The organism is Phycisphaeraceae bacterium, from assembly GCA_020639155.1.
Taxonomy (GTDB): Bacteria; Planctomycetota; Phycisphaerae; order Phycisphaerales; family UBA1924; genus JACKHF01.
The window spans coordinates 1,924,191-1,945,243 of sequence record JACKHF010000001.1 but is presented as its reverse complement, the minus strand read 5'-3'; the positions used below and the strand labels follow the sequence as shown (position 1 = coordinate 1,945,243).

Sequence of the window (21,053 nt, the reverse complement as noted above, 5' to 3'; positions counted from 1 at the left end):
CAGTATGCTTCGATCTCTCTTTCCAGTCTTTGCCATCGGTTGTATTGCAACAACGCTCCTTGCCGGATGTGCAAGTGTCAGCACAAACATCAACATAGGCGAACGCCTTGAGATCAAGCAGGTCAACAAAGTGCTTGATGACTGGCATAAAGCAGCCTCGCGGGCAGACGAGAAGAACTACTTCGGCGCGATTGCTGACAATGGCATTTTCATGGGCACCGACGCGACCGAACACTGGACCAAAGCTGACTTTCTCGCGTACGCCAAACCGTTCTTTGATCAGGGGCGTGGTTGGACATTTGTGCCGCATGATCGGACCGTGCAGTTGAGCGCCAACGGCAAGGTCGCATGGTTTGATGAGCTGCTCGATTCGGAGAGCTATGGACTGTGCAGAGGCTCTGGTGTCATCGAACTGTTTGGCAGCGATCCTGCAACACCCATGATCACCCAGTACCATCTCACTGTGCCCGTGCCGAATGATCTCATCGGTGATGTTGTCGATCAGATTCGCGAGTACGAACAGAACAAAGCAGGCTCCTGACCACTACTATCTCATCACATGAAGATCGCACTTGCGCAGCTCAACCCGACCGTCGCTGACATTGCTGGAAACACTGCACGCGCACTGGAGATGCTGAACAGCGCATCGGATGCGGGCGCGGATCTTGTTGTGTTCCCCGAACTGGCGGTCTCAGCCTATCCGCACAAGGATCTCGTGTTCGAACGCGGATTTGTCCATGCGTGTGAGCACGCAGCAGATGCTCTGGCACAGCATGCACCGGCCGATCTCACCTTCGCGATTGGCAGCCTTGTTGTGGGCGAGCACGGCAGAGCGCACAACGCTGCACTTGTGTACCGCAACGGCTCGCGCATTGCAACCTACGCAAAGCGTTTGCTCCCGACATACGACGTCTTCGATGAGGACAGGTTCTACGCGCACGGCGACGAGCCATGTATCTTTGAGTGTGCCGGTCTTCGCGTTGGCGTGTGCATCTGCGAGGATCTCTGGTTCGGCAGGGACGCAGGCAGCGAGCACCGATACGCGGGAAGACAAGACCCCGTTCATGCGCTTTGCGATACTCAACCGGATGGCTCAACGGGCGCTGAGCTTATCGTCTCACTCTCGGCAAGCCCGTATGTTATTGGCAAGCACGCAAAGCACACGCGGATACTCTGTGATCATGCCAGGCGGCACAGTGTGCACGTCGCATCTGTCAACCTCGTTGGCGCACATGACGAGATCATCTTCGATGGCAGATCATCGCTCGTTTCGCCAGATGGCACAACGATCCACCAGTGCGGCGCGTTTGCAGAAGACATCGTTGTGCTCGATGTTGATGGCACAAAGGTATCAACCCACACGCAGATGGATGACCTCGACGAGCTCGCGCACGCGCTCCCGTTCGGCATCCACGAGTACTGCGCAAAGACGGGGCACGAGAAGGTCATCATCGGACTCTCGGGCGGGATCGACTCTGCGCTGGTAGCGGCACTCGCTGCGAGGGCACTTGGGCCTGAGAGTGTCATCTGCGTCGCGATGCCTGGGCCGTACAGCTCGGCACACAGCCTCACCGATGCACGAACGCAAGCCAATGCACTCGGCGTGCAATACATCGAAGCACCAATTGCAGATGCATTTATCGGCATACGGGCAACACTCGATGCGCCGTTTGATTTACTCCACCAGCCGCGTATTGGCGCTGTCTCACCTGACCTTGCCGAGCAGAACATCCAGGCACGTGCGCGCGGACTGGTACTGATGACAATCTCAAACCGCATCCCAAGGTCGCTCGTCCTCACAACGGGCAACAAGTCAGAGATCGCCGTGGGATACTGCACACTCTACGGCGACATGTGCGGCGGGCTCGCGCCAATCTCCGATCTCGTCAAGACACGCGTGTGGGATCTGTCGCGGTATCTAAATGAGCACCACGCGCGCCTCGGGTTTGCATATCCACCGATTCCGCAGCAGGTCATCGACAAGCCACCGAGCGCCGAGCTTGCGCCGGACCAGACCGACGAAGCGGATCTGATGAAGTACGCCGACCTCGACGCGATTGTCGAGTTGCATATTGAGCACGCGCTCGACGAGCAGTCGATTGCAACACAAACCGGCATTGCTCTTTCAGAAGTTCAGCGCATCGTCAGACGCATCCGTATCAACGAGTACAAACGCAAGCAGATGGCAACCGGATTGAAGGTGACCGGAAAGGCGTTCGGGTACGGCAGGCGCTTCCCTATCGCGCACAGATTCAAACTGTCCGACAACAACGATTAAGCGAAGAACGTGCCCGGCGGGAATCGAACCTGCAACCTTTGGCTTCGGAGGCCAACGCTCTATCCAATTGAGCTACGGGCACACGAAAACACGTCCGCCGATGCTACGATCGATCATCAGCCGAAGCAAACATCCGCACCACTACTCTGCACGCTTTTTCACACCAGCCCCACCCTCGACATGCAGAACGCTCCTGAGAAATACCCTGCACATACCGCGGAGCAGCCCGCCTCGCTTACTGGCGTGCTTGGTATCACGGCGCTCGGCAGTCTCTCGACCGGTATTGTCACCAACGGCGTGTTCTTTATCGCAAACAGCCAGTTCGACTACGGGCACGGCGATCAATGGAAGACCGGGCTGCTCGGCCTTGTCATGGGCATCACCTACATCCCAGCAGCGTTCTTCGCGCACGAGATCCTGGAGTACGCGCAGCGATTCAGGCTCAGCGCACGCGCATGCCTTTTGATCGTCACAGTTCTGATGTCTGCCATGTGTGTTGCGACTGGTCTGTATTACGCCGGTGATCACAACCAGGAATGGCCGATGTTTCTCTTTGCTGGAATGTACAACATTCCGCTCGGTGTGTTGTGGCCGACCGTCGAGTCATATCTTACGGGTGGTAGAACAAAGGCGCAACTCAAGCGAACGACGGGCAAGTTCAACTTCACCTGGGCAGGAACGCTGATCGCTGGATTGCTGTTGATCGCACCATTGATCAAGCAAGCACCGACGGCTTCTTTCTGGATCGTTGGACTAAGCAATCTGTTTGTTGTCCCATTTGTGCTGATGCTTCCGAAGCATCCAGCACACGGGCTGGCAAACGACGATGTTGCACCAAACATGCCAGCTGATGTTGTGGCAAATGAGCGGAAACTGCTCGTCGTCTTCAGATTCCAGTTGTTTGCAAGTTATATCGTTGCAAGCGCAATAAGCGCGGTACTCCCGTTCGTGCTCGACAGACTCCACGTTGCAAAGAACTGGCACACACCAGCCGAATCCATCTGGGCTGCAACTCGTATCGGCCCCTTCGTGCTGATGGGTATCTGGGCTGGATGGCACGGCAAGTGGAGTGTGCCGTGGGTTGCAGCGGCACTTCTTATGGGCGGATTTGTTCTCAGCGTGCTTTCTCCTGAGTTGATGCGTCTGGGGTTGTCAGAAACAACTGCGGTGATCATGCTCGTTGCAGCCTTGTCCTTGCTGGGCATCGGCATTGGGATCATCTACACCGCAGCACTCAACTATGCGATGGAAGTCGGGAGCGCCAAGGTCGAAGCGGCCGGCAAGCACGAAGCCTTGATCGGATGCGGTATCGCAATCGGGCCTGCGTGTGTTATCGTCGCCAGTCTCTGCGAACACGTCATTCGATCACCAACTGCCCTCGCACCGGATGAGCACGCAACGCCATCGGGTATCTTCGTCTGGACAGCAATCGGGCTTGTGTTGTTGATTGTTTCGACCCTGCTCGGACTCGGTTTGCGTTCGGCGCGAAAAAATCGCGTGACCGATCTAGAGACAACACCACTGCACACGGTGTAGTTATCGCGCAGCATGGCGCATCCTGCACGCCATCCATCCGGTTTTTTGGATAATCTATCTCAGCGGGCAATGCTGGGCACATTTCCGGGGCGGTGTCATCTTCCCATCATGCTTTTGGGGTCGTTTTCGACGATGATATGCCCATGACAACCGGGGTGGTTCACGTAACGCCACCCGATGCACAACGGAGGGACCAGCGATGAAAACCATCACCACCATCGGAATCACATGTGCGCTTCTTGCTGCGGCAGGCGCTGCTGTGGGCTTTACTGCGTATCAGCGTCATGCAGATAGTGACGAGATTGTCACACTCGCCCAATGCCCTGCTGCTGTGCAGGACACAATCAACGCGCATCTCAATGGAGGCACGATTCAAGAGATCGAACGCACCACTGATCATGGGGAAGTGCTATACGAGGTGGATGTCACCAGCAACGAAGGGGTCATTGAGTTCGACGTTGCTGAGGATGGCACGTTTCAAGGTTACGAGCAGGACGACGACGACAATGGCATTGACGATGATGAGGAAGAAGATGACGATGAAACCGATGTCAATGTCACACTCGATGAAGTACCTGCTGCCGTCAAAGCAACAATTCTTGCCAATCTGAATGGCGGGACGATCACGGAACTTGAGCGGTCCACAGAGGACAAGGAGACAGTCTACGAGGTCGAAGTTGACGGCACACGCGACTTTGTTGTTGCTGAGGATGGCACATATCTCGGCGAAGAAGATGATGACGAAGACGACGACGACTAACTCGCTGGATTCTGCAACTGACATGCGGTTGCTTGAGCAACGAACGCTGGGAATGGTGCATAGCGCTGTTTCCGGCGTTATTCCTACAATGGCACTGAGACTTTGAAAGGATGCTCATGCGCGTTCTTGTTGTCGAGGATTCTGCACGCTTGCGTACGTCACTGACAGATGGTCTGCGCAAAGCAGGCTATGCTGTCGATGCCGCAGCAGATGGCCGTGACGGTCTCATCCATGCAAGGACAACCGAGTACGACGTGATTGTCCTTGATCTGATGCTCCCAGAAATAGATGGACTGACTGTATTACAAACGCTTCGCAGTACAGGCATTGCAACACCGGTGCTTATTCTGAGCGCTCGCGATCGGACCGAGCACCGTGTGCAGGGATTGCGTGCTGGTGCGGACGATTACCTCGTCAAACCCTTCGACTTTGAAGAGTTGCTCGCACGGATTGAGGTGCTTTGCAGGCGCACGCGCGACATCAGCAGATCCAGCATCTCGTGCGGTCCGCTCAAGCTTGACACGAGCGCCAAGCGAGTAAGTATTCAAGATATGCCAATCGAACTCACCAGGCGCGAGTACTCGGTCATTGAGTATCTCGCATTGAGCAGGGATCGTACGGTGTCCCGCGCCGAGTTGGAAGAACATATCTATGACGAGAACCAGCAGGTGTGGTCTAACGCGATCGATTCGACCATCGCTGCCATCAGGCGGAAGCTCTTAAACGCTGGAGTGGAAAACGTCTCGCAACTGATCGTAACGCGGCGCGGGTTTGGGTACATGCTCGCGTCACAACAGGAAAATGCAGACAAACGATGATGTCAATCCGAAAGTCATTCCTCCTCTGGACAGTTCCGTTGATGCTGATTGTTCAGATCATCGGAAGTGCAGGTGTCCTGTCGCTGGTCCGCTCGCAGCTCCTGTCGCAGTTGGACCGGTCGCTTTCTGAACGAGCACAGTCGTTTGTAACAATGATCTTTCTTGAGGAAGATCGCATAGAACTCGATTACGACGGCGAACTCACTCATCAGCAGCTTGGTGTTTGGATTGATTTGCGCGAAAATGGACAACTCATCTTGCAATCTCCCGACATTCCCGGTGTAGTTCAGCTGCATGAAAAGCAAGGCAACAGATACCGCACAATCGAGATTGATACGCATTCACGCGCCAGACTGATCTCGATCAGCTTCCATCCCAACGTTGATCCCGATCACGCGACACCGGAACTGGTTGAAGCTGCGTCAGAACACACGCTCCAACTGAGCGTTGTTGGAAGTCTTGGTGCTGTTGACCGCGCTACTTCAGCTGTGAAGTTTGCACTGATATTCAGCGGGCTTGCAACCTCAATCGCGATGGTGCTCGCAGTTCTCTGGTCTACACATCGAGGGCTCTCGCCAATTCGATTCCTGTCAAAGCGCATAGAACACCTGCATCCAGACGGTGGACCAAATCAGATTGATCCTCGCTCGTCACCCATCGAACTCAGATCTATGTGCGAAGCGCTCCGCGCCATGCTTACACGTGCCAGAGCATCGATCGAGCGGGAGCGTCTCTTTGCTGATGCAGCTGCCCACGAACTTCGCACACCAATTGCTGAGCTTCGCGCGGCAACTGATATTGCACAACGCTGGCCTGAACCTGAGCGCCTGCAGAATGCTATCAACCAATCGAGCGAGATTGCTGCTGAGATGGAGGTGCTGATCGAGTGTCTGCTTGCCAGTACGCGAGGGAACGGCGCATCGCTCCTCGACAGGTCGGAGCAGATTTTTCTCGTTGAATTTGTTACCTCTCTTTCATTTCAGGACTTTGAATGCGCGAGAAAGCGAAGTATCAGTTGCTCAGTTCATGGTGATCCTGATGCGTCTTGGACAATCGCAAGGGGTGCAGCTCTTGCGATACTGCGAAATGTCATCCAGAACGCAACTGACTACACACCAAATGGCGGCTCAGTGACAGTTGAAGTGGAGCAGAATGACGTAGAATCGCGAGTCATTGTCCAGAACGCGCCAGTGACAATGAGCGAACATGAGGTTTCGGTGATGTTTGATCCATTCTGGCGATCGGATGAGTCACGAGCTGACACAAAGCACAAGGGGCTTGGGCTTGCAATCGTCCGGTCCGCATGTGATCTGGTCGGCATCGCATGTGCTGCAGAACTGATTGATGATTCGGTTCTACGAATCACCCTGTCTCAATCCAAAGAGTTGTAACTCGTCATGTTTTCGTCATGTTTGTGCCAGAGCAGCAAACTATAACCTTCAATGCGAGATGCTCGACCGTAGATATACATGGATCGCCTGATCCATAGCGGTGAACACTCTCCCACGCGTACCCCCTGCGCGTGATCGACGTGGAGTCGAACAACATGATCAAAGACTTGACGGTCACAACACCGCTGCGCGATCGGCACGCACTTGAGGTGCATCAGATCCGCGCACAGCAACCACGATCAACACCGAATCGGTCGTGGAATATCTATTTGTCCATTATTATTCCAATGTACCAGGAGCAACATCGAATCGGGGATACACTGCGTGACATCTTCGCTTGGCTTCAGTTACAGACATTTCACACTGAGATTATCCTGGTTGATGATGGATCATCTGACCAGACAGTCAACATCGTTTGCCAGAGTATCCCCAGTGTTCTGCCTACAACTACAACGCGCGTTCAGCTATTGTCACACCCATTCAACCGGGGCAAGGGAGCGGCAGTTCATACGGGATTTCGGCATGCAAGCGGGCGCTGGCAACTGTTCATGGATGCGGATACCGCTGTCCCAACTTCCGAAATCAGACGACTTCTCAAAAAAGCAATCGAATCACAGAGCGATGTCGTTATCGCAACACGACATGCACGAGACGCTTCTGTGCGTATGGGATTACCCCGCTTGTTCGTCAGCAAGTGCTTCAATCTCAACATGAAGCTACTCGGGATTCGATACGTCTCAGACACGCAATGCGGATGTAAGCTCTACAGCAATAGCGCCGCAAAGTATGTCGCAATGCAAACGAAGGAGCGGGGGTTTGCATTCGATATCGAGCATTTGCTGTTACTCCGACAAGCAGGATACAAAGTTGCCGAGCAACCTATCTGCTGGGACGAAAAAGCAGGTGGAACAGTAAAGCCGATTCGGGACGGGATACGCATGCTTCGTGCTGCGGCTGCGATCAAGACGCGAACAGGAACAGAAAGGATAACGAAGCGGCAGAAATGCACGTCAACAGATCTAACCCACAAGTGCGGTTCATTCAGATATTTGTTCCTTCTAATTCCTATTGCCCTGCTCACATGTATGGGGATGAAGTCATATCTTGATGGAAGGCATGGAGACTTTGATGACTTCTACTTCGCTGCACAAGCGATCACGCAGGGGGAGAGTCCATACGCAAGCTACGAGCAGGGCTACCTTTATCCGCCTGTGTTTGCAATTGTATTGACCCCGTTGACAGTGTTCTCATTTGCCTTTGCGGGCGCGCTCTGGTGCTGTATCAACGGAGCCGCGATGTTCGCTGCCGTATGGGTAACTGCGAAAAGATGTATCGCTTCACTTGGGCTTCAATCATCAAACATGCTCTGGCCTCTTGGGGCATCGGCATTTATGCTATTGATCGACAAAGCCCGAGCAGTGATGATGATGGGCCAGACCGATGCCATCGTGCTGCTCCTGTGCGTGCTGTCATTACAATGGTATCGGACAGATCCCATGAAATGCGGCGCTGCAATGGCGGGAGCATGCATGATCAAGTACCAAGCAATTATTCTGCTACCTTATCTCATTCTGCGTGGACGATGGCGTGAACTCTGCTCCTTCGCAGCGTGCATAGCCACGCTTGCACTCGCCCCCTCGCTGATTGTCGGCTGGGGGCGAAATCTATCGTATCTCGGAGAGTCCTTCTCCATACTCAGCGCCGTCTTTGGGCTCGATACGAGAGGTCACGCAAATCCACATCCGATCACCTGGGATCGCAGTGTTTCGATTACGAGTGCAATGGCACGCTGGACGGGTTCGCCATTTGAAGCATTGTTAGTTGTGACGATCGCCTGCCTCGGTTTGCTTCTTATCGTCATGCGCGTGTATAGCGCACACGATGCCACATTGTTCATTCAGAAGAATGATGTTCGATCAGAGCTTCTCACAACACTTGAATGGTTCGGCTTGCTCGCCGCATTACTCATATTCAGTCCTCAGACCGAGGCTCGCCATATGTTTCTCGCACTACCCATGGTTGCACTTGGCATGACACTGATACTCTCGGTTGGTGTGCAGCGAAAGTTACTGCTTACGGGCTTGCTGGTGTTTCTGACGTGTTTGTATCTCCCCCCGGGTGGTAAAATGTTTGATCAATATGTCGCATTCTGGCGGTCGGTGGGCGGTGCAAGTATTGGACTGCTCGTGCTTACACTTATCGTCATGAAACAGGCTTTAGCTGCCCGAGTATAATGGAATAGAACCCGCAGTTACTATAACTCTACTCATAGGGGGGTTGATACAGGTGATTCGTGAGCATACTGGCTGAGGGCTTTGGCATCAATCGAGATCAGAACGAACCAGTCTGTAAGCCCGCTGAAAATCATCGGGCTCAAGCGTTTCCCCAGCCCAGGACTTGTTCCCCTCATTTCGGACAGCAAAGAGTACGCGCTCACCGTCGGTGCGAACATTCACGAGACCGTAAACCACACCGCGCACAGCGCGCACACCGGCTATCGGTGGATACGCAGATGCTGCTGGTGAGTCGTGATCAAAGACCAATCGCCACTTCGCGATTGTTGCGTCACCGCTGATTGTTTGGACTGGATCTTCACTCGGAACGCCGTACTTCTGTTGATCCTCGTATCCACGGAGCTGCTCGATCTTGCCGAGATCAACGCTTCTGGCGACTTCGGTGCTGTAGATGAGTGGTGCTCTGAGCCTGGGCAAATTGGGGTCTTCAACGACGCGCCCAGAGATCGCAGCACCCGCAAGCACCCAAGCCCTTGGATGATCAAACGTGTTCGCATCGCCGCTGGAGAACACGGTCGCAAGTGCCCCGACACCACGCATGAAGTTCATATCCGCGTGGTGGCTGCCATGGTGACATGCCTTCGCCACGTCGGATTGCCATTCAGAAACAAAGTCATCTCCATAGTCATCAATGATGAGTGCATGACTTTTCTCGTTGAGGTCACCTGTGAGAAGAAAACGCCGTTCACCATAATCCAAGCGAAGGGCGACAGAATGCCCATTCTTGTTATATCCTTCATTTCCGAGGTCTTTCAACCCCGGCGCGCCATCAACCTGTTTGGTCACCGGTGCAAGCACTCGTACTGTCACAGTTGTATCGTCATCCGGAGAAAACCCGGGCAGGAACTCTGTTTCTCGTGACAGGCGTTTGACAAGGGTCGGACTGCCATCAGCTCGTTGCTGCTGCGCAATATGAACGAGGAAGTCCTTCCACCATCCACGAGCTTTGATTTCGCCGTCCGGATTGCTCTTGATCGCATCAAGCATCGAGTCACGATCTTCGAGCAAATCATAAAAATGATTGTCTCGTTTGCGCCCAAGCTTGTCAGTTCCCTCTTGCTGTGGACACAGTCCGGGGTGATAGAACGCTTCAACTGAAACCCCAAAGCTGTCGAGTTCTTCCTGATATCCCGGTGTCTCTCGATCAACAAGATCTTCAAGTCCCCCATAGTGATCCGCATCTGCGTGCGAGGCGATCATCGCATCAATGCGGATCATGTTCAAGTCGGGATTGTCTCGATCGTTGAAATGCAGATAGTCCTTGTGGAACTTCCAATCGACGAAATCCGCTGCACTTTTCCCTGTGGGCTGGCGACCCCGACTGTGTCCCCCATCTATAAGCAGATGGTGCCCCTCTGGCGTCACGACAAGGATGCCATCGCCTTGCCCAACATCGATAAAATACAACTCAAGAAGAGGCTCACCGCCTAGAACACGACGGTCGACCCATCCCGTCGTTCCCCGGCCAAAGATCTTTACTCGATCCGTTGCACTATCTTCCTCAAGAATCTGAACTCGATCACCCCAAAGCAGATGCGTACCGTTCTCAAGCTTCACCGAGTCGACACTGACAACATCGTGCCACCATTTGTTTCGTGCGGGTGCTGCCATGGTGTATCCTCCAAAGAACTGAATGCGACAGGGTTCGACGTTCTATGTGCTGTCTCGAATGCCACGCCTGCGTACGCCGTTGAGTCTGGAATCTTGCTTTGCGACAACAGTACAGACTGAATTGCGGGCTATTGCGATTGTAGCTGCTATCAACACCGAACTTATTATACAAAGTTATAAGAGCATCTTATTATTAAGATAGTATAACTTACGAACCATCGCAGCTTGTGAAAAAACCGCTCCTGCAGCGAACTCCTGCACATGAATCCACCAAGCCGTGCCAAAAAGCAAGGTTACGCATCTGACAGGATTGCAATATCTTGAAAAAATTACATGAACGTCGGACCAATCGAGCCCCATCCGTCGTCTCAACACAAGAGAGAACTTCATTGGAAAGCAAATTAAAAAGTGCCGCTCTGCACCAGGCGAGCGGCACTCTGCTTTGTGTCACGATCAGATCGTGCACAAAGCGACTGGAAAAGAGGGGAAGAAGGGAGATCAGTCTCGATTACGGGCAGCCGGCCGAGTACGCGTTGCCGAAGCAGATGTAATCGAAGATATTCAATGCACCGGAGCCATCGCAGTCGGCATATGGGTCGCCAGCCGAATATGCGTTACCGAAGCAGATGTAATCGAACACGTTCAGCACACCGTTCGAATCGCAGTCGGCGTAGCAACTCGAACCCGCAGCGGTGCTAAGCAGAATGGACGTGCTGTCGCTGTCACGATTTGTGACCGCAACGTCCATAGATCCGTTGTTGTCGATGTCACCGATTGCCAGTGTATCGGGATGTGCGCCTGTTGAGATCAATGTTGCAGGACCAAAGGTTCCGCCAGTGTTTGTCAGCACAGAGACATTCCCGGAGTCCTCGTTCGCGGTGACAATATCCATGTCTCCATCGAGATCAAAGTCAGCGGCAACGATATCGCCTGCGTTGATCGCATTGACGGGGAAGTTGTTCGGGCCAGCAAAGGTACCGCCGTTGTTGAAGAAAACAGCTGCAAAGTTGAACGCGATATTGTCGTCGCTTGTTGCGGTCGCGAAGTCCATGTCGCCGTCGCCGTCAAAGTCAGCGGCGGTGATGCCATCGGGGCGAACCTGTCCGCCGACAAACAGCGTTGCCGACTGAGCAAAGGTGCCACCATTGTTTGTGATAACCGACACTGAGCGATCGTCATGGTTGGTCGAGACCAAATCCATATCGCCATCGCCATCCCAGTCACCCGCAGCAACCGAGCGTGGTTCGTTCCCGACTGCAACAGAGACAGCAGCAAATGTGCCAGTGCCGGAGTTCGTCAGAATACTGATCGAGTTCCCATCACGATTTGCGACAGCCATATCGAGGCCAGCGCCACCGCCAAGTTCGGCGGTGCGTATGTACACAGGACGGTTGCCAACAGGCGTGGAGCCAGCCTGAGAGAAAATACCTGCATTGTTTGCGTACACAACAACCTGGTTGTTGTTCTTCAGACCGACAGCGATGTCCATTGTGCCATCACCATTGAAATCACCAGCAGCGAGCGGCCCTGCACCAACACCCGCTCCAAGGAAGATTGTTGCGCCGGGTGTCAGCGTGCCGCCGCCGGTGCCGTTGAAAAACAGGATACGATCCTGATTGTCAACTGTCACGGCCATGTCTGTCATGCCGTCACCGTTGAAGTCAGCGAGCGCAACACCATCGGGGCGTTGTGCTGTTGCATAGCTTGTGGGTCCGGTGAATGCGACTTGTGCGTGGCCTGCTGCTGTGCAGAGTGCGAGAGCGATCATACCTGAAACATGACGAGTCTTCATTGCTTTCTCCATTCGATATCAGACAAGAGGGAGTATTTCGTGTGGCTCCACACGGAGCCATCCATTGCGTGCAATAGCGAGAATGCAACTCGTGTGCCAAAGTGGCAACCTGAGATTTCAATACAAAAATGATGATGTTCTATGGGTAACTTATTTGATTTGGCCAGATGTTATCAATGCTTGAAACAGCATTGGCCACACCATGCATCCAAAAGAACAAGCCAGCACTGAGGCTGGCTTGTTCATCAAAGAGGCAACTCGTATTGATCTACTGCGAATAGGCATTTCCAAATGCGATATAATCGAAGACATTGAGAATCTCATCAAAGGTGAAATCAGCAATCTGATCATTCATGCCGTAGTACGTTCCAAATGCGATGTAGTCAAAGATGGTTAATGTGCCCGAGCCGTCAAGATCTGCTCTGTGACCGTACACCCAGTGGTCGTCCGGCTCGACAGATCCGTTGCTGTCAAGGTCATACAGCACAAACTCAGGACCGGGGTTTGCCAGTGTGACCCGCCCGTTCTTCGAGCCATCGGCATCAAATCCTGTGCCATCCTTTGCATAGACGAAGTTCTGGATCGCAAGTTTGTCGTACGGAGTAATGATCCCGTCGCCATTCACATCTGCAAAGACCTCGTTGAAGCCCGTATCCGTCCATACAAACTGCTTGACATCCGGTGCTGCAAATGCGGTACCGACCAGAGCTGTAACCGCCCAATCTGTCGGATCCATGTAATCATTGATGTTTCTGCCTTCCCAGTCATCGCAGAATGTGTATGAGACTGGATACGGAAGACTGCCAGCATTTGCTGCATCAATGATATTCTGCAGGCCTTCGGCAATGCTGCTGGCATCACTCACGTTTGTGTTCATTGGAGGCGTGCTACCCAGCCCGTTAAGGTTCTTTGCGCCAGTCTGATCCAATGCGTACACAAGCGAAACTGTTGTCTGGTCTGCAGAGATGGAATGAGAAAACTGCACCTTGACGATGGGATCGTACAAACCGAGCGCACTGCCGCCAAATGTGGGATTGTTGGTTGTGCTTGCTTCCTGGTATCCCTTGGATCGCTCAAACAAGCGCCCCTGAATAACCCAGGTCTCGCCTGCATCAAACACATTGTTTGCGTTTGTGTCGCCTGAAACAATCGAGATGCTTGTGCAGCCGCACAGAACAAATGCCCAGTCCGCTCCGGAGCGTTCATAATACGGTGCGGTGACAAAGTCGCCATCAATGTCTTCGTGCGTGACTGCGGTCCGCTCGCCGAATGAGCTGTGTCCACGGCGACCAAAGCGACCCACATTGGCAAGGTATCGGAACGCTGCTGGTCCACTGGTTTCGCCGCCGGTGTCTTTTCGATCATCAATATCCAGGTCGATATAGGCGTACAGCGGGTTATCGCCGAACTCTGTTGGGTTGTAGTTACCAATATCTGCACGTCCCGGCGGGTTGACCAGACCGTCAATCACAAGATCCATGCGAAACAGATGTTGTGTCTGCCAGTTCGTCACAGAACCACTGAACGGGTTGGTTAGAGGAGTACTTGTCTGCCAGCCACTCAGTTTCAGTGAAACGAGATCAATTGGTTCACTGACCAATGGTGCGGTCGTCGATGAAGGGCGGAACGTCGCATCGCCAACATCATCATTGAAAATCTGCTGTGTCTGTGCGAATGCAGAGTTTCCAGCTGCAAGCACGCCCAGACCAGCAACAAGACGCGTCATATGTTGATACAAATGATGAGTCATCGATCCGCTCCCTGCATATGGCTTGCATCGTCCATCTGATAGCGTTCAAGCCGATACCTGAAGCTGCTTCGCTGCATGCCAATAAGCTGTGCAGCCTTACTGACGTTTCCCTTTGTGTGCTCCAGGGCCTGTTCAATGAGTTCGCGCTCAACATCCTTTGCCTTATGGATGCCGGTTTCGAAGTTGAAATGGAGCGTGCCGTTCGAACTGATACGCGTCGCGCGATTGTCGTGCTTGTGATCTGAATCCTCATCGCTATGCGAAGCGAGTCCGAGATCTGATGCGCTCAGTTCTGTGTGCTCGCTGAGCATAACCACGCGCTGTGCGATATTCACAACCTCGCGCGCGTTGCCCGGCCATGTGTGATTGCGGATCGCCAGCTTGGCACCATCGCTGAGCATGGCCGGTTCTTTTCCGTACTGCTTTGCAAAGCGTGTAATCATGCGTTCGAGCAGTTCGACGGCATCATCAATGCGCTCACGCAACGGCGGCAGCACGATCTGGAACGCGTTCAGCCTGTAAAGCAGGTCACGACGGAACGCGCCCTCCTCGACGCGTGTGTCCAGATTCTGGTTTGTCGCTGCGATAACCATGGCATGGACGTGTCGATCACGATTGCCGCCCACGCGCCGGAATGTCCCCTGTTCCAACACCGTGAGCAGTTTGCCCTGGAGTTCTAACGGCAGATCACCGATCTCGTCGAGGAAGATGATCCCACCGGAAGCCATCTCAAACAATCCTTCACGTGATGTCTGCGCGTCAGTGAAGGCACCCTTTTCGTGTCCGAACAACTCTGATTCCACGAGCTGGGCTGGAAGCGCATTGCAGTTCAGATGAACAAACGGAGCGTTCGGTTTTTCGCGAAGCTTCGATGACATGCGATGGATGTGTCGCGAAACCACGCCCTTACCACTTCCCGTTTCGCCAAGAATCAGAATAGTGGGAAGTGCGGGACCGGTTGTTCCTGAATCAGACTGACCATGTGCAACTGGGATGGGGAGAGCTGCAAGACGATTCGCGAGCGATACGACTTCCTGCCACTGGCTGCTCACACCAATCACCTGATCAGCATCAGCTTCATGCTGTTTGGCACGATCGATAAGACGAAGTCGACGTTTTCGGTCGCGATCATCGAGTGCCCGCTGCACAAGAATCGAAAGCTCCTCCAGACTGACAGGCTTCTGCAAATAGTTGTCTGCACCAAGTTTCATCGCACGGACAACATCCGGGATCGAGCCAAACCCAGTCATGATGATTGCAGCACCCTCGAACCCGTTCTCGCGTGCTTGTTCGAGCAGGTCGATACCGTTGTCCTCACCAATGTGCACATCAAAGAGTGCAATGTCGAAGGTGTTGGATTCAAACAGCTTCATGGCCTCGTCAGCTGTTGCAGCCTCAGCGACAACATGCCCGGCTTTGGCAAGGGCTCGACGGGTCGAGAACCGCAGGTTCTCTTCATCATCTATCACGAGAATATTGGCCACACTTGGCTCCGAATGGCCAAATCTGGCCATTGTCTCACATCATTACCCTGCTGAGATCCGAGATATGTGTGGGATCGTCAGCAAAAACCGGGCGCCAAACCGTCGTTTCACTTCAGAACTGGAGTTTTCTACGGCTACAGAGCCCCCATGACTCTGTGCGACCCGCTTTGTCAATGCAAGGCCGATGCCAGTTCCAGTCTGCTTCGTTGTAAAGTATGGTTCAAAGATCTTCTGCTGCAACTCCGGAGCGACCCCTGATCCCTGATCTTCTACCCAGAACTGGACACACTGTGTGCTTTGCATGGTTTCTGAGAGCATGTCTACACCAACTCGGACGTTGGTACCAGCAGGTGACACCTCGATCGCATTGGCAATAAACGCTATCAACGCCTGCTCGATCTGGTTTGGATCTCCAGTTACGACCGGAACATCAGGACTCGATTCAAAGATGAGATTGATATGTGCCCCACGAGCACTGGCATCGAGCGATTGCTTGAGCCTGAGGAACAACTCCTGCGGATCGAATGGCTCGGGGTTCAGTTCCATCGGACGTGACCCGCGCAGCAATGACGTCAGCCATGACTCAAACCGATCAACTGTGGACACAATCCGCTGCTGCCCTGAAGCGAGTTCGGGATCTGCCTCATGGAGCTCTGACTGCGTAAGTTCCGCAATAGATCGAATCCCCGCAAGTGGATTGCGAAGATTGTGAACAATCGTTCGCGTCATCTCGCCAAACGCTGCAAGTCGCTCCTGTTCGATTCGCTCTTCCTGCATCTTCACGATCATCTCGGACATGTGGTTTACTTCGTGCCCAAGTTCAGCGATTTCATCGGAACCCACCGTTTCAATACGATGCGAGAAATCTCCCTTTGCGATGCGCTGTGTGGCTGTGCGGATACGTCCTACAGGTGCGATGATCCATCTCCGCACAAGTACCGTTGCGTAGAGCACGCTACCCAGCACAGCAAGCGTTGAAACAGCCAGAATGAAAAAGATACGCGAACGAAGGAGATTTGCGAGTTCCAGTTCCTTCCCCGCGGTTTCGAGTATGCGCGACTCGACAGCTTCGATCAGTTCGTGAGAGTTATACATCGCAGCACGGGCTGCTTCGAGCCCGCCGCTGGTGTTCATGTCCCTCCATGACACAACACCTGCATGCGCTTCATCTGCAAGTCGGTCAATGCTGTCAGTCACCCGCGATCCAAGCCATACTCGATAATCAGGGATGGTCTCAAGTATCTCGATCGAACTCGCAACTCTATCCCGCATTATGCCCACATCCATCGCACGTTGATTGCGCTGCTCAACCGTCCAAGGCATGTCAAGAATCGCTCCATCAGGAACCGGCGCACTGTCTTCGTGAAGCCCATTGGGTGAGCCAAGCAGATCGTACTGTTCCTGCACTGAACGTTTGATGCGGTTGAGCTCTGTCATAATGCGCTGTATGCTCGCCATCGGCTGCTCTAGCTCACGATGGAACACCGCAATCGAAAACACAGCTGTGCCAACACTCGCAACAAGTGCTGTCAGCAGGATCGCAAGCAGGATGGCAAACTTCCAGCGTATTCGCATGTGCTTGGATGCCCAACCGCCGAGAAGCGTGGGGTGACAAAACTATGCACTATTCTATCGCTCAAACCATGCCCAGTATGAAGCATGCATCGCGCGAGGAAACTCAGCCTGTGGTATACCTACTTAGAGTGAAACGAAAGCAACTAGTTTGACGGCTGAAAACCCCAGTCCCAGTCCGATTCAAGAAGCGGCTTTTTCGTAGAAAGCACATGGCCACCAAGAAAAGCAACATTCATGCTGCCGAGATGTCGCATCGAAGGAAACCAGTACTGGTCATTCGCGTACACCACCTGGCTGTCAAGCGTCGGCGCCCCAAACAGCGGCACAACGTTCCGACGCTCTGCTTCCTCACCATCGCCATCCCACAGCAGCGGAACATTGGGGTGATTGAGAACAGAACTGGAGAGCTTCATCAGCTTGGCACCAATCTGACCTTTGTTTTTCTCGACTTCGCCGTAATGCAGGCGGGAGTTGAATGTATACGAAACAAACTTCGCGGGTGTCACTGCACCAGACGCGCATGCTGTCTGGCTCACAACAGAAACATGTCCATGCACTTCCGGGCAGCGCATCGGATCATGCCCACTCGCGTCAGGAAGCGTGTGAGTACTGGCATTGCCGTAACGCCAGAACTCATCAACACCATACATGCTCTCCTGGAACGTCTCAAGCGTAAAACGAGAACTGCCATATTTTCTCGCATCATCGCCACGATCGCCGTGCAGGTTGTCATCAGCAAAGAGGGCAAAGTCGAATGCGATACTGCGTTGCGATACCTGACACTTCATTGAGCGTGCAGAACCCATCACCATGCGCAGCGACGGCACAAGCAGACCAAGAAGGATCGCGACAATCGCGATCACAACCAGCAACTCTACAAGCGTAAACGCGCGCGCAATCCGCACACTGTGCCGGTAGCGAAACTCACGAACATACAGAAATGATTGTGGGGTTCTGGGCATGCGGGGTTACAACGGTGAATGCTGCGTCTATCTCCTACGTTGTGTGGAGGCTTTATTGTACCGAAACGGGTTTTTTCCGCAATCAAGAGTGCACTTTTCGAGCGTTTCCTCACTCAAGTTGTTCAAATGGCCAATATTGTTGCCGAGCTATATTATTTATAGGACCTTTTCGATGTCTGTGTCTTTGCTCTCCAGCGTCCCTGCAATTCAAACGCCTGAACCCAATGCCTGACCCTCCAGTCTGCATATCGCAGGCGTGGGAATCTCTTCATCTCAGAGATGCAAGTGCGTTGTATTTCATCGAGCGCTCAACGACACACAGTTCAGAGAACAGCATGTTGAACGGATGCACGAGTTCCTGCTTCGTGCAATGGCATGTCATCTGACGTGCGGTTTACTGTCGCTGCTTATGTGACTTCACACTCTTTCTGTATAACCACAGTCGGTTCTCTACATAAACCCAGTTCATACCTGACGAGTCGATTTCAATTTCATTGAGTTGCGGTGAACACAATTGCTTTTTCTGTATAGCGACATCGAAGGAAAATCCCTCTGTTCTGAGGGTGACATTAGTGTGACAGTGAGAGTATTTGTATCTTTGGGTGGATTTGTTTAAGACATCTCATCGCACTCGATTACACATTCGCTCAGAAAGGTGGAGAACGTGGTACGAACAAAGATAGAAGTGTGCACAGTTTTGGCCAGTTGGTGTGCAGTTGCACCGGTATGGTCACAACCCTTTTCAGTCACAACAGACTTTGAAGGGATCGCATCAACAAGTTTTTCAGTTGGCACTGTTCCAAACACTGCTGCGTTTACTGGCGGTGAGTCTTTGAACAGTGGAAACCCCGCGTTGAATCACTCGGGCGTGTTCTCATGGCAGATGATCAATGCGGGAACAGTGGGATCGATTGCCTTTGAAACACCAGCAGATGATGTTGGATTCTGGGCAAGAAACTCTGTTTCTTCGGTTGCCGGATTGGTGCAGGTCTTTAACCCGGATGGTGTGCAGGTTGCGTCTGCCAACCTCACAAGCACATTCACATTCTACACATTTACAAATGTGGGCCCAATCTCCCGCATTGATGTTACTAACTCAGGCGGACCTCTTGGGAGTGCTGCGGTGGTCGACGACTTTGGGTTTAACCCTGTCGTTGCAATCACGGATCCGTTTCCAGACCCGATCGTCAAGAACACCATCCGTATTGAACTCGAAGAGGTCGCAACAGGACTGACAGCCCCACACGCAATGGTAGATGATCCAACAGGTGGAAACAGTCTGTTTGTTGCAGATCAAGCGGGACTCGTGCGGATCATCGATAATGGCACTCTTGTCGCACAGCCATTCCTTGATGTCTCGTCACGGCTTGTAAGCCTCGGCATCTTCGGCACAGGAGACCCCTTTGGTGACTTTGACGAACGCGGCTTGATTGGCTTTACATTCCATCCGCAGTACAACACACCGGGTACTCCGGGGTTCGGCAAGTTGTACACGTACACGAGCGAACCCGAAGCGGGCACACCGGACTTTGTTCCCGCACTCCCACCGCCCGTCGGACAAGGCGCAAATCACCATGCTGTCATCGCTGAGTGGCAGGTAGACAGCGCGAATCCGAACCTTGTGGATCCAACTTCCCGGCGCGAGATCATCCGCATTCTTGAGCCGCAGTTCAACCACAACGGCGGTATGATGATGTTCGGTCCAGACGATATGCTGTACATCGCGTTCGGCGATGGTGGCGGTGGTGACGACAACGACGGGCAGATCTCAATGGGCCAGCCAATGTGGGGTCACGGACCGTTCGGCAACGGGCAGGATAACGAGACAATCTATGGCTCCATCATTCGTATTGATCCGCTTGGCACCAATGGTGTGAATGGACAGTACGGTGTCCCAGCAAACAACCCGTTTGTTAACCAGCAAGGTCTTGATGAAATCTTCGCCTATGGATTGCGCAATCCGTTCCGATTCTCGTTCATGGGAAGCAATCTCATCGTGGCGGATGTTGGTCAGCGCGCGATTGAAGAGGTCAACATCGTGCAGGCGGGAGACAATCTTGGATGGAGACTGAAGGAGGGATCATTCAGATTCCATCATAATGGTGTCGCAAACGGATACATCATTGACAATCTTGGTGGTCTTCCTTCGGGACTGAAGGACCCCGTGATTGAATATGATCATGATGAGGGCATCTCGATCATCGGTGGATACATGTACAATGGCTCAGCAATACCGACGCTCAGCGGCAAGTACGTGTTTGGTGATTTTTCCCTTGCGTTCGGAAGTGCAAGCGGCAGATTGTTCTACAGCGACCTGAACGCTGGCACCATCAACGAGTTCATTCTTGGCAAGGACAATCGAGATCTTGGGTTGTATATCAAAGGTTTCGGCCAGGACGACGATGGCGAGGTGTATCTGCTCGCTGGCACAAACCTAGGGCCGTTTGGCAACTTCGGCAGCGTGTACAAGTTGGTGGACGTCTGCTATGCGGACTGCGATGACAGCGGCACGCTCAACATCTTTGATTACATCTGCTTTGGAAATGACTACGCAGCCAATGGCATGTACGCAGACTGCAATGTGGATGGAACACTAAACATCTTTGACTACATTTGCTTCGGCAACGCGTACGCAGCAGGCTGTCCGTAAAGTCTTGCCCAACTCACGCATGTGCGTTGGACACTGACTCCTCCCAGAGCGCCCACGATGTGTCATACATCGTGGGCGCTCTTTTTCTTGAGATTAACAATACCTGACAACGTGCTCAGCATAAAGATGCTCAAACTTTCGAGAGTCATACG

14 protein-coding genes and 1 tRNA gene are annotated in these 21,053 nt (G+C 53.1%); 8 read left to right on the top strand and 7 right to left on the bottom strand.

What is annotated here, in order from left to right:
• Window positions 1-4: 4 nt before the first annotated feature.
• Both H6815_08180 and H6815_08175 read left to right on the top strand, forming a co-directional pair.
• Window positions 5-541: a nuclear transport factor 2 family protein gene (locus tag H6815_08180; protein ID MCB9860417.1), complete on the top strand. Its 537-nt coding sequence runs from the start codon at window positions 5-7 to the stop codon at window positions 539-541.
• An 18-nt stretch (window positions 542-559) separates the two neighbouring features.
• On the top strand, window positions 560-2,278 hold the full coding sequence (locus tag H6815_08175) for an NAD+ synthase (protein MCB9860416.1): 1,719 nt from the start codon (window positions 560-562) through the stop codon (window positions 2,276-2,278).
• An 8-nt stretch (window positions 2,279-2,286) separates the two neighbouring features.
• Here the strand turns inward: H6815_08175 and H6815_08170 are convergent.
• Window positions 2,287-2,360 (bottom strand) — tRNA-Arg (locus H6815_08170).
• Window positions 2,361-2,458: 98 nt separating this feature from the next.
• Here H6815_08170 and H6815_08165 point away from each other — a divergent pair.
• The 5 genes from H6815_08165 (at window position 2,459) to H6815_08145 (ending at window position 9,017) form a co-directional block, all read left to right on the top strand.
• Window positions 2,459-3,814 (top strand): hypothetical protein, encoded by a 1,356-nt coding sequence (locus H6815_08165; protein MCB9860415.1) that lies wholly within the window; start codon window positions 2,459-2,461, stop codon window positions 3,812-3,814.
• 199 nt (window positions 3,815-4,013) lie between these two features.
• Entirely contained in the window at window positions 4,014-4,574 is a 561-nt protein-coding gene (locus H6815_08160; protein MCB9860414.1) for a PepSY-like domain-containing protein, read from the top strand.
• A 116-nt stretch (window positions 4,575-4,690) separates the two neighbouring features.
• Window positions 4,691-5,392 (top strand): response regulator transcription factor, encoded by a 702-nt coding sequence (locus tag H6815_08155; GenBank protein MCB9860413.1) that lies wholly within the window; start codon window positions 4,691-4,693, stop codon window positions 5,390-5,392.
• Entirely contained in the window at window positions 5,389-6,783 is a 1,395-nt protein-coding gene (locus H6815_08150; GenBank protein MCB9860412.1) for a hypothetical protein, read from the top strand. Before H6815_08155 ends, H6815_08150 begins: the two co-directional genes overlap by 4 nt.
• A 155-nt stretch (window positions 6,784-6,938) precedes the next feature.
• Window positions 6,939-9,017, top strand: coding sequence for a glycosyltransferase (locus H6815_08145; GenBank protein ID MCB9860411.1), 2,079 nt, complete (start codon window positions 6,939-6,941; stop codon window positions 9,015-9,017).
• An 87-nt stretch (window positions 9,018-9,104) separates the two neighbouring features.
• Here H6815_08145 and H6815_08140 read toward each other — a convergent pair whose 3' ends face one another.
• From H6815_08140 to H6815_08115, 6 genes are all read right to left on the bottom strand, one after another.
• The gene (locus tag H6815_08140) at window positions 9,105-10,688 is read right to left on the bottom strand and encodes a hypothetical protein (protein ID MCB9860410.1); all 1,584 of its coding nucleotides are present in this window, start codon (window positions 10,686-10,688) and stop codon (window positions 9,105-9,107) included.
• A 508-nt stretch (window positions 10,689-11,196) separates the two neighbouring features.
• Window positions 11,197-12,480 (bottom strand): VCBS repeat-containing protein, encoded by a 1,284-nt coding sequence (locus tag H6815_08135; GenBank protein ID MCB9860409.1) that lies wholly within the window; start codon window positions 12,478-12,480, stop codon window positions 11,197-11,199.
• Between the two features lie 268 nt (window positions 12,481-12,748).
• The gene (locus tag H6815_08130) at window positions 12,749-14,230 is read right to left on the bottom strand and encodes a hypothetical protein (protein ID MCB9860408.1); all 1,482 of its coding nucleotides are present in this window, start codon (window positions 14,228-14,230) and stop codon (window positions 12,749-12,751) included.
• On the bottom strand, window positions 14,227-15,714 hold the full coding sequence (locus H6815_08125; GenBank protein MCB9860407.1) for a sigma-54-dependent Fis family transcriptional regulator: 1,488 nt from the start codon (window positions 15,712-15,714) through the stop codon (window positions 14,227-14,229). The genes H6815_08130 and H6815_08125 overlap by 4 nt, the downstream gene beginning before the upstream one ends.
• A gap of 42 nt (window positions 15,715-15,756) precedes the next feature.
• Entirely contained in the window at window positions 15,757-17,289 is a 1,533-nt protein-coding gene (locus H6815_08120; GenBank protein ID MCB9860406.1) for a HAMP domain-containing histidine kinase, read from the bottom strand.
• Window positions 17,290-17,432: 143 nt separating this feature from the next.
• Window positions 17,433-18,251, bottom strand: a complete 819-nt coding sequence (locus H6815_08115) for a type II secretion system protein (protein MCB9860405.1) — start codon at window positions 18,249-18,251, stop codon at window positions 17,433-17,435.
• A gap of 697 nt (window positions 18,252-18,948) precedes the next feature.
• On the opposite strand from H6815_08115, the gene H6815_08110 reads away from it, so the two are divergent.
• Entirely contained in the window at window positions 18,949-20,901 is a 1,953-nt protein-coding gene (locus H6815_08110; GenBank protein MCB9860404.1) for a PQQ-dependent sugar dehydrogenase, read from the top strand.
• Window positions 20,902-21,053: the final 152 nt, after the last annotated feature.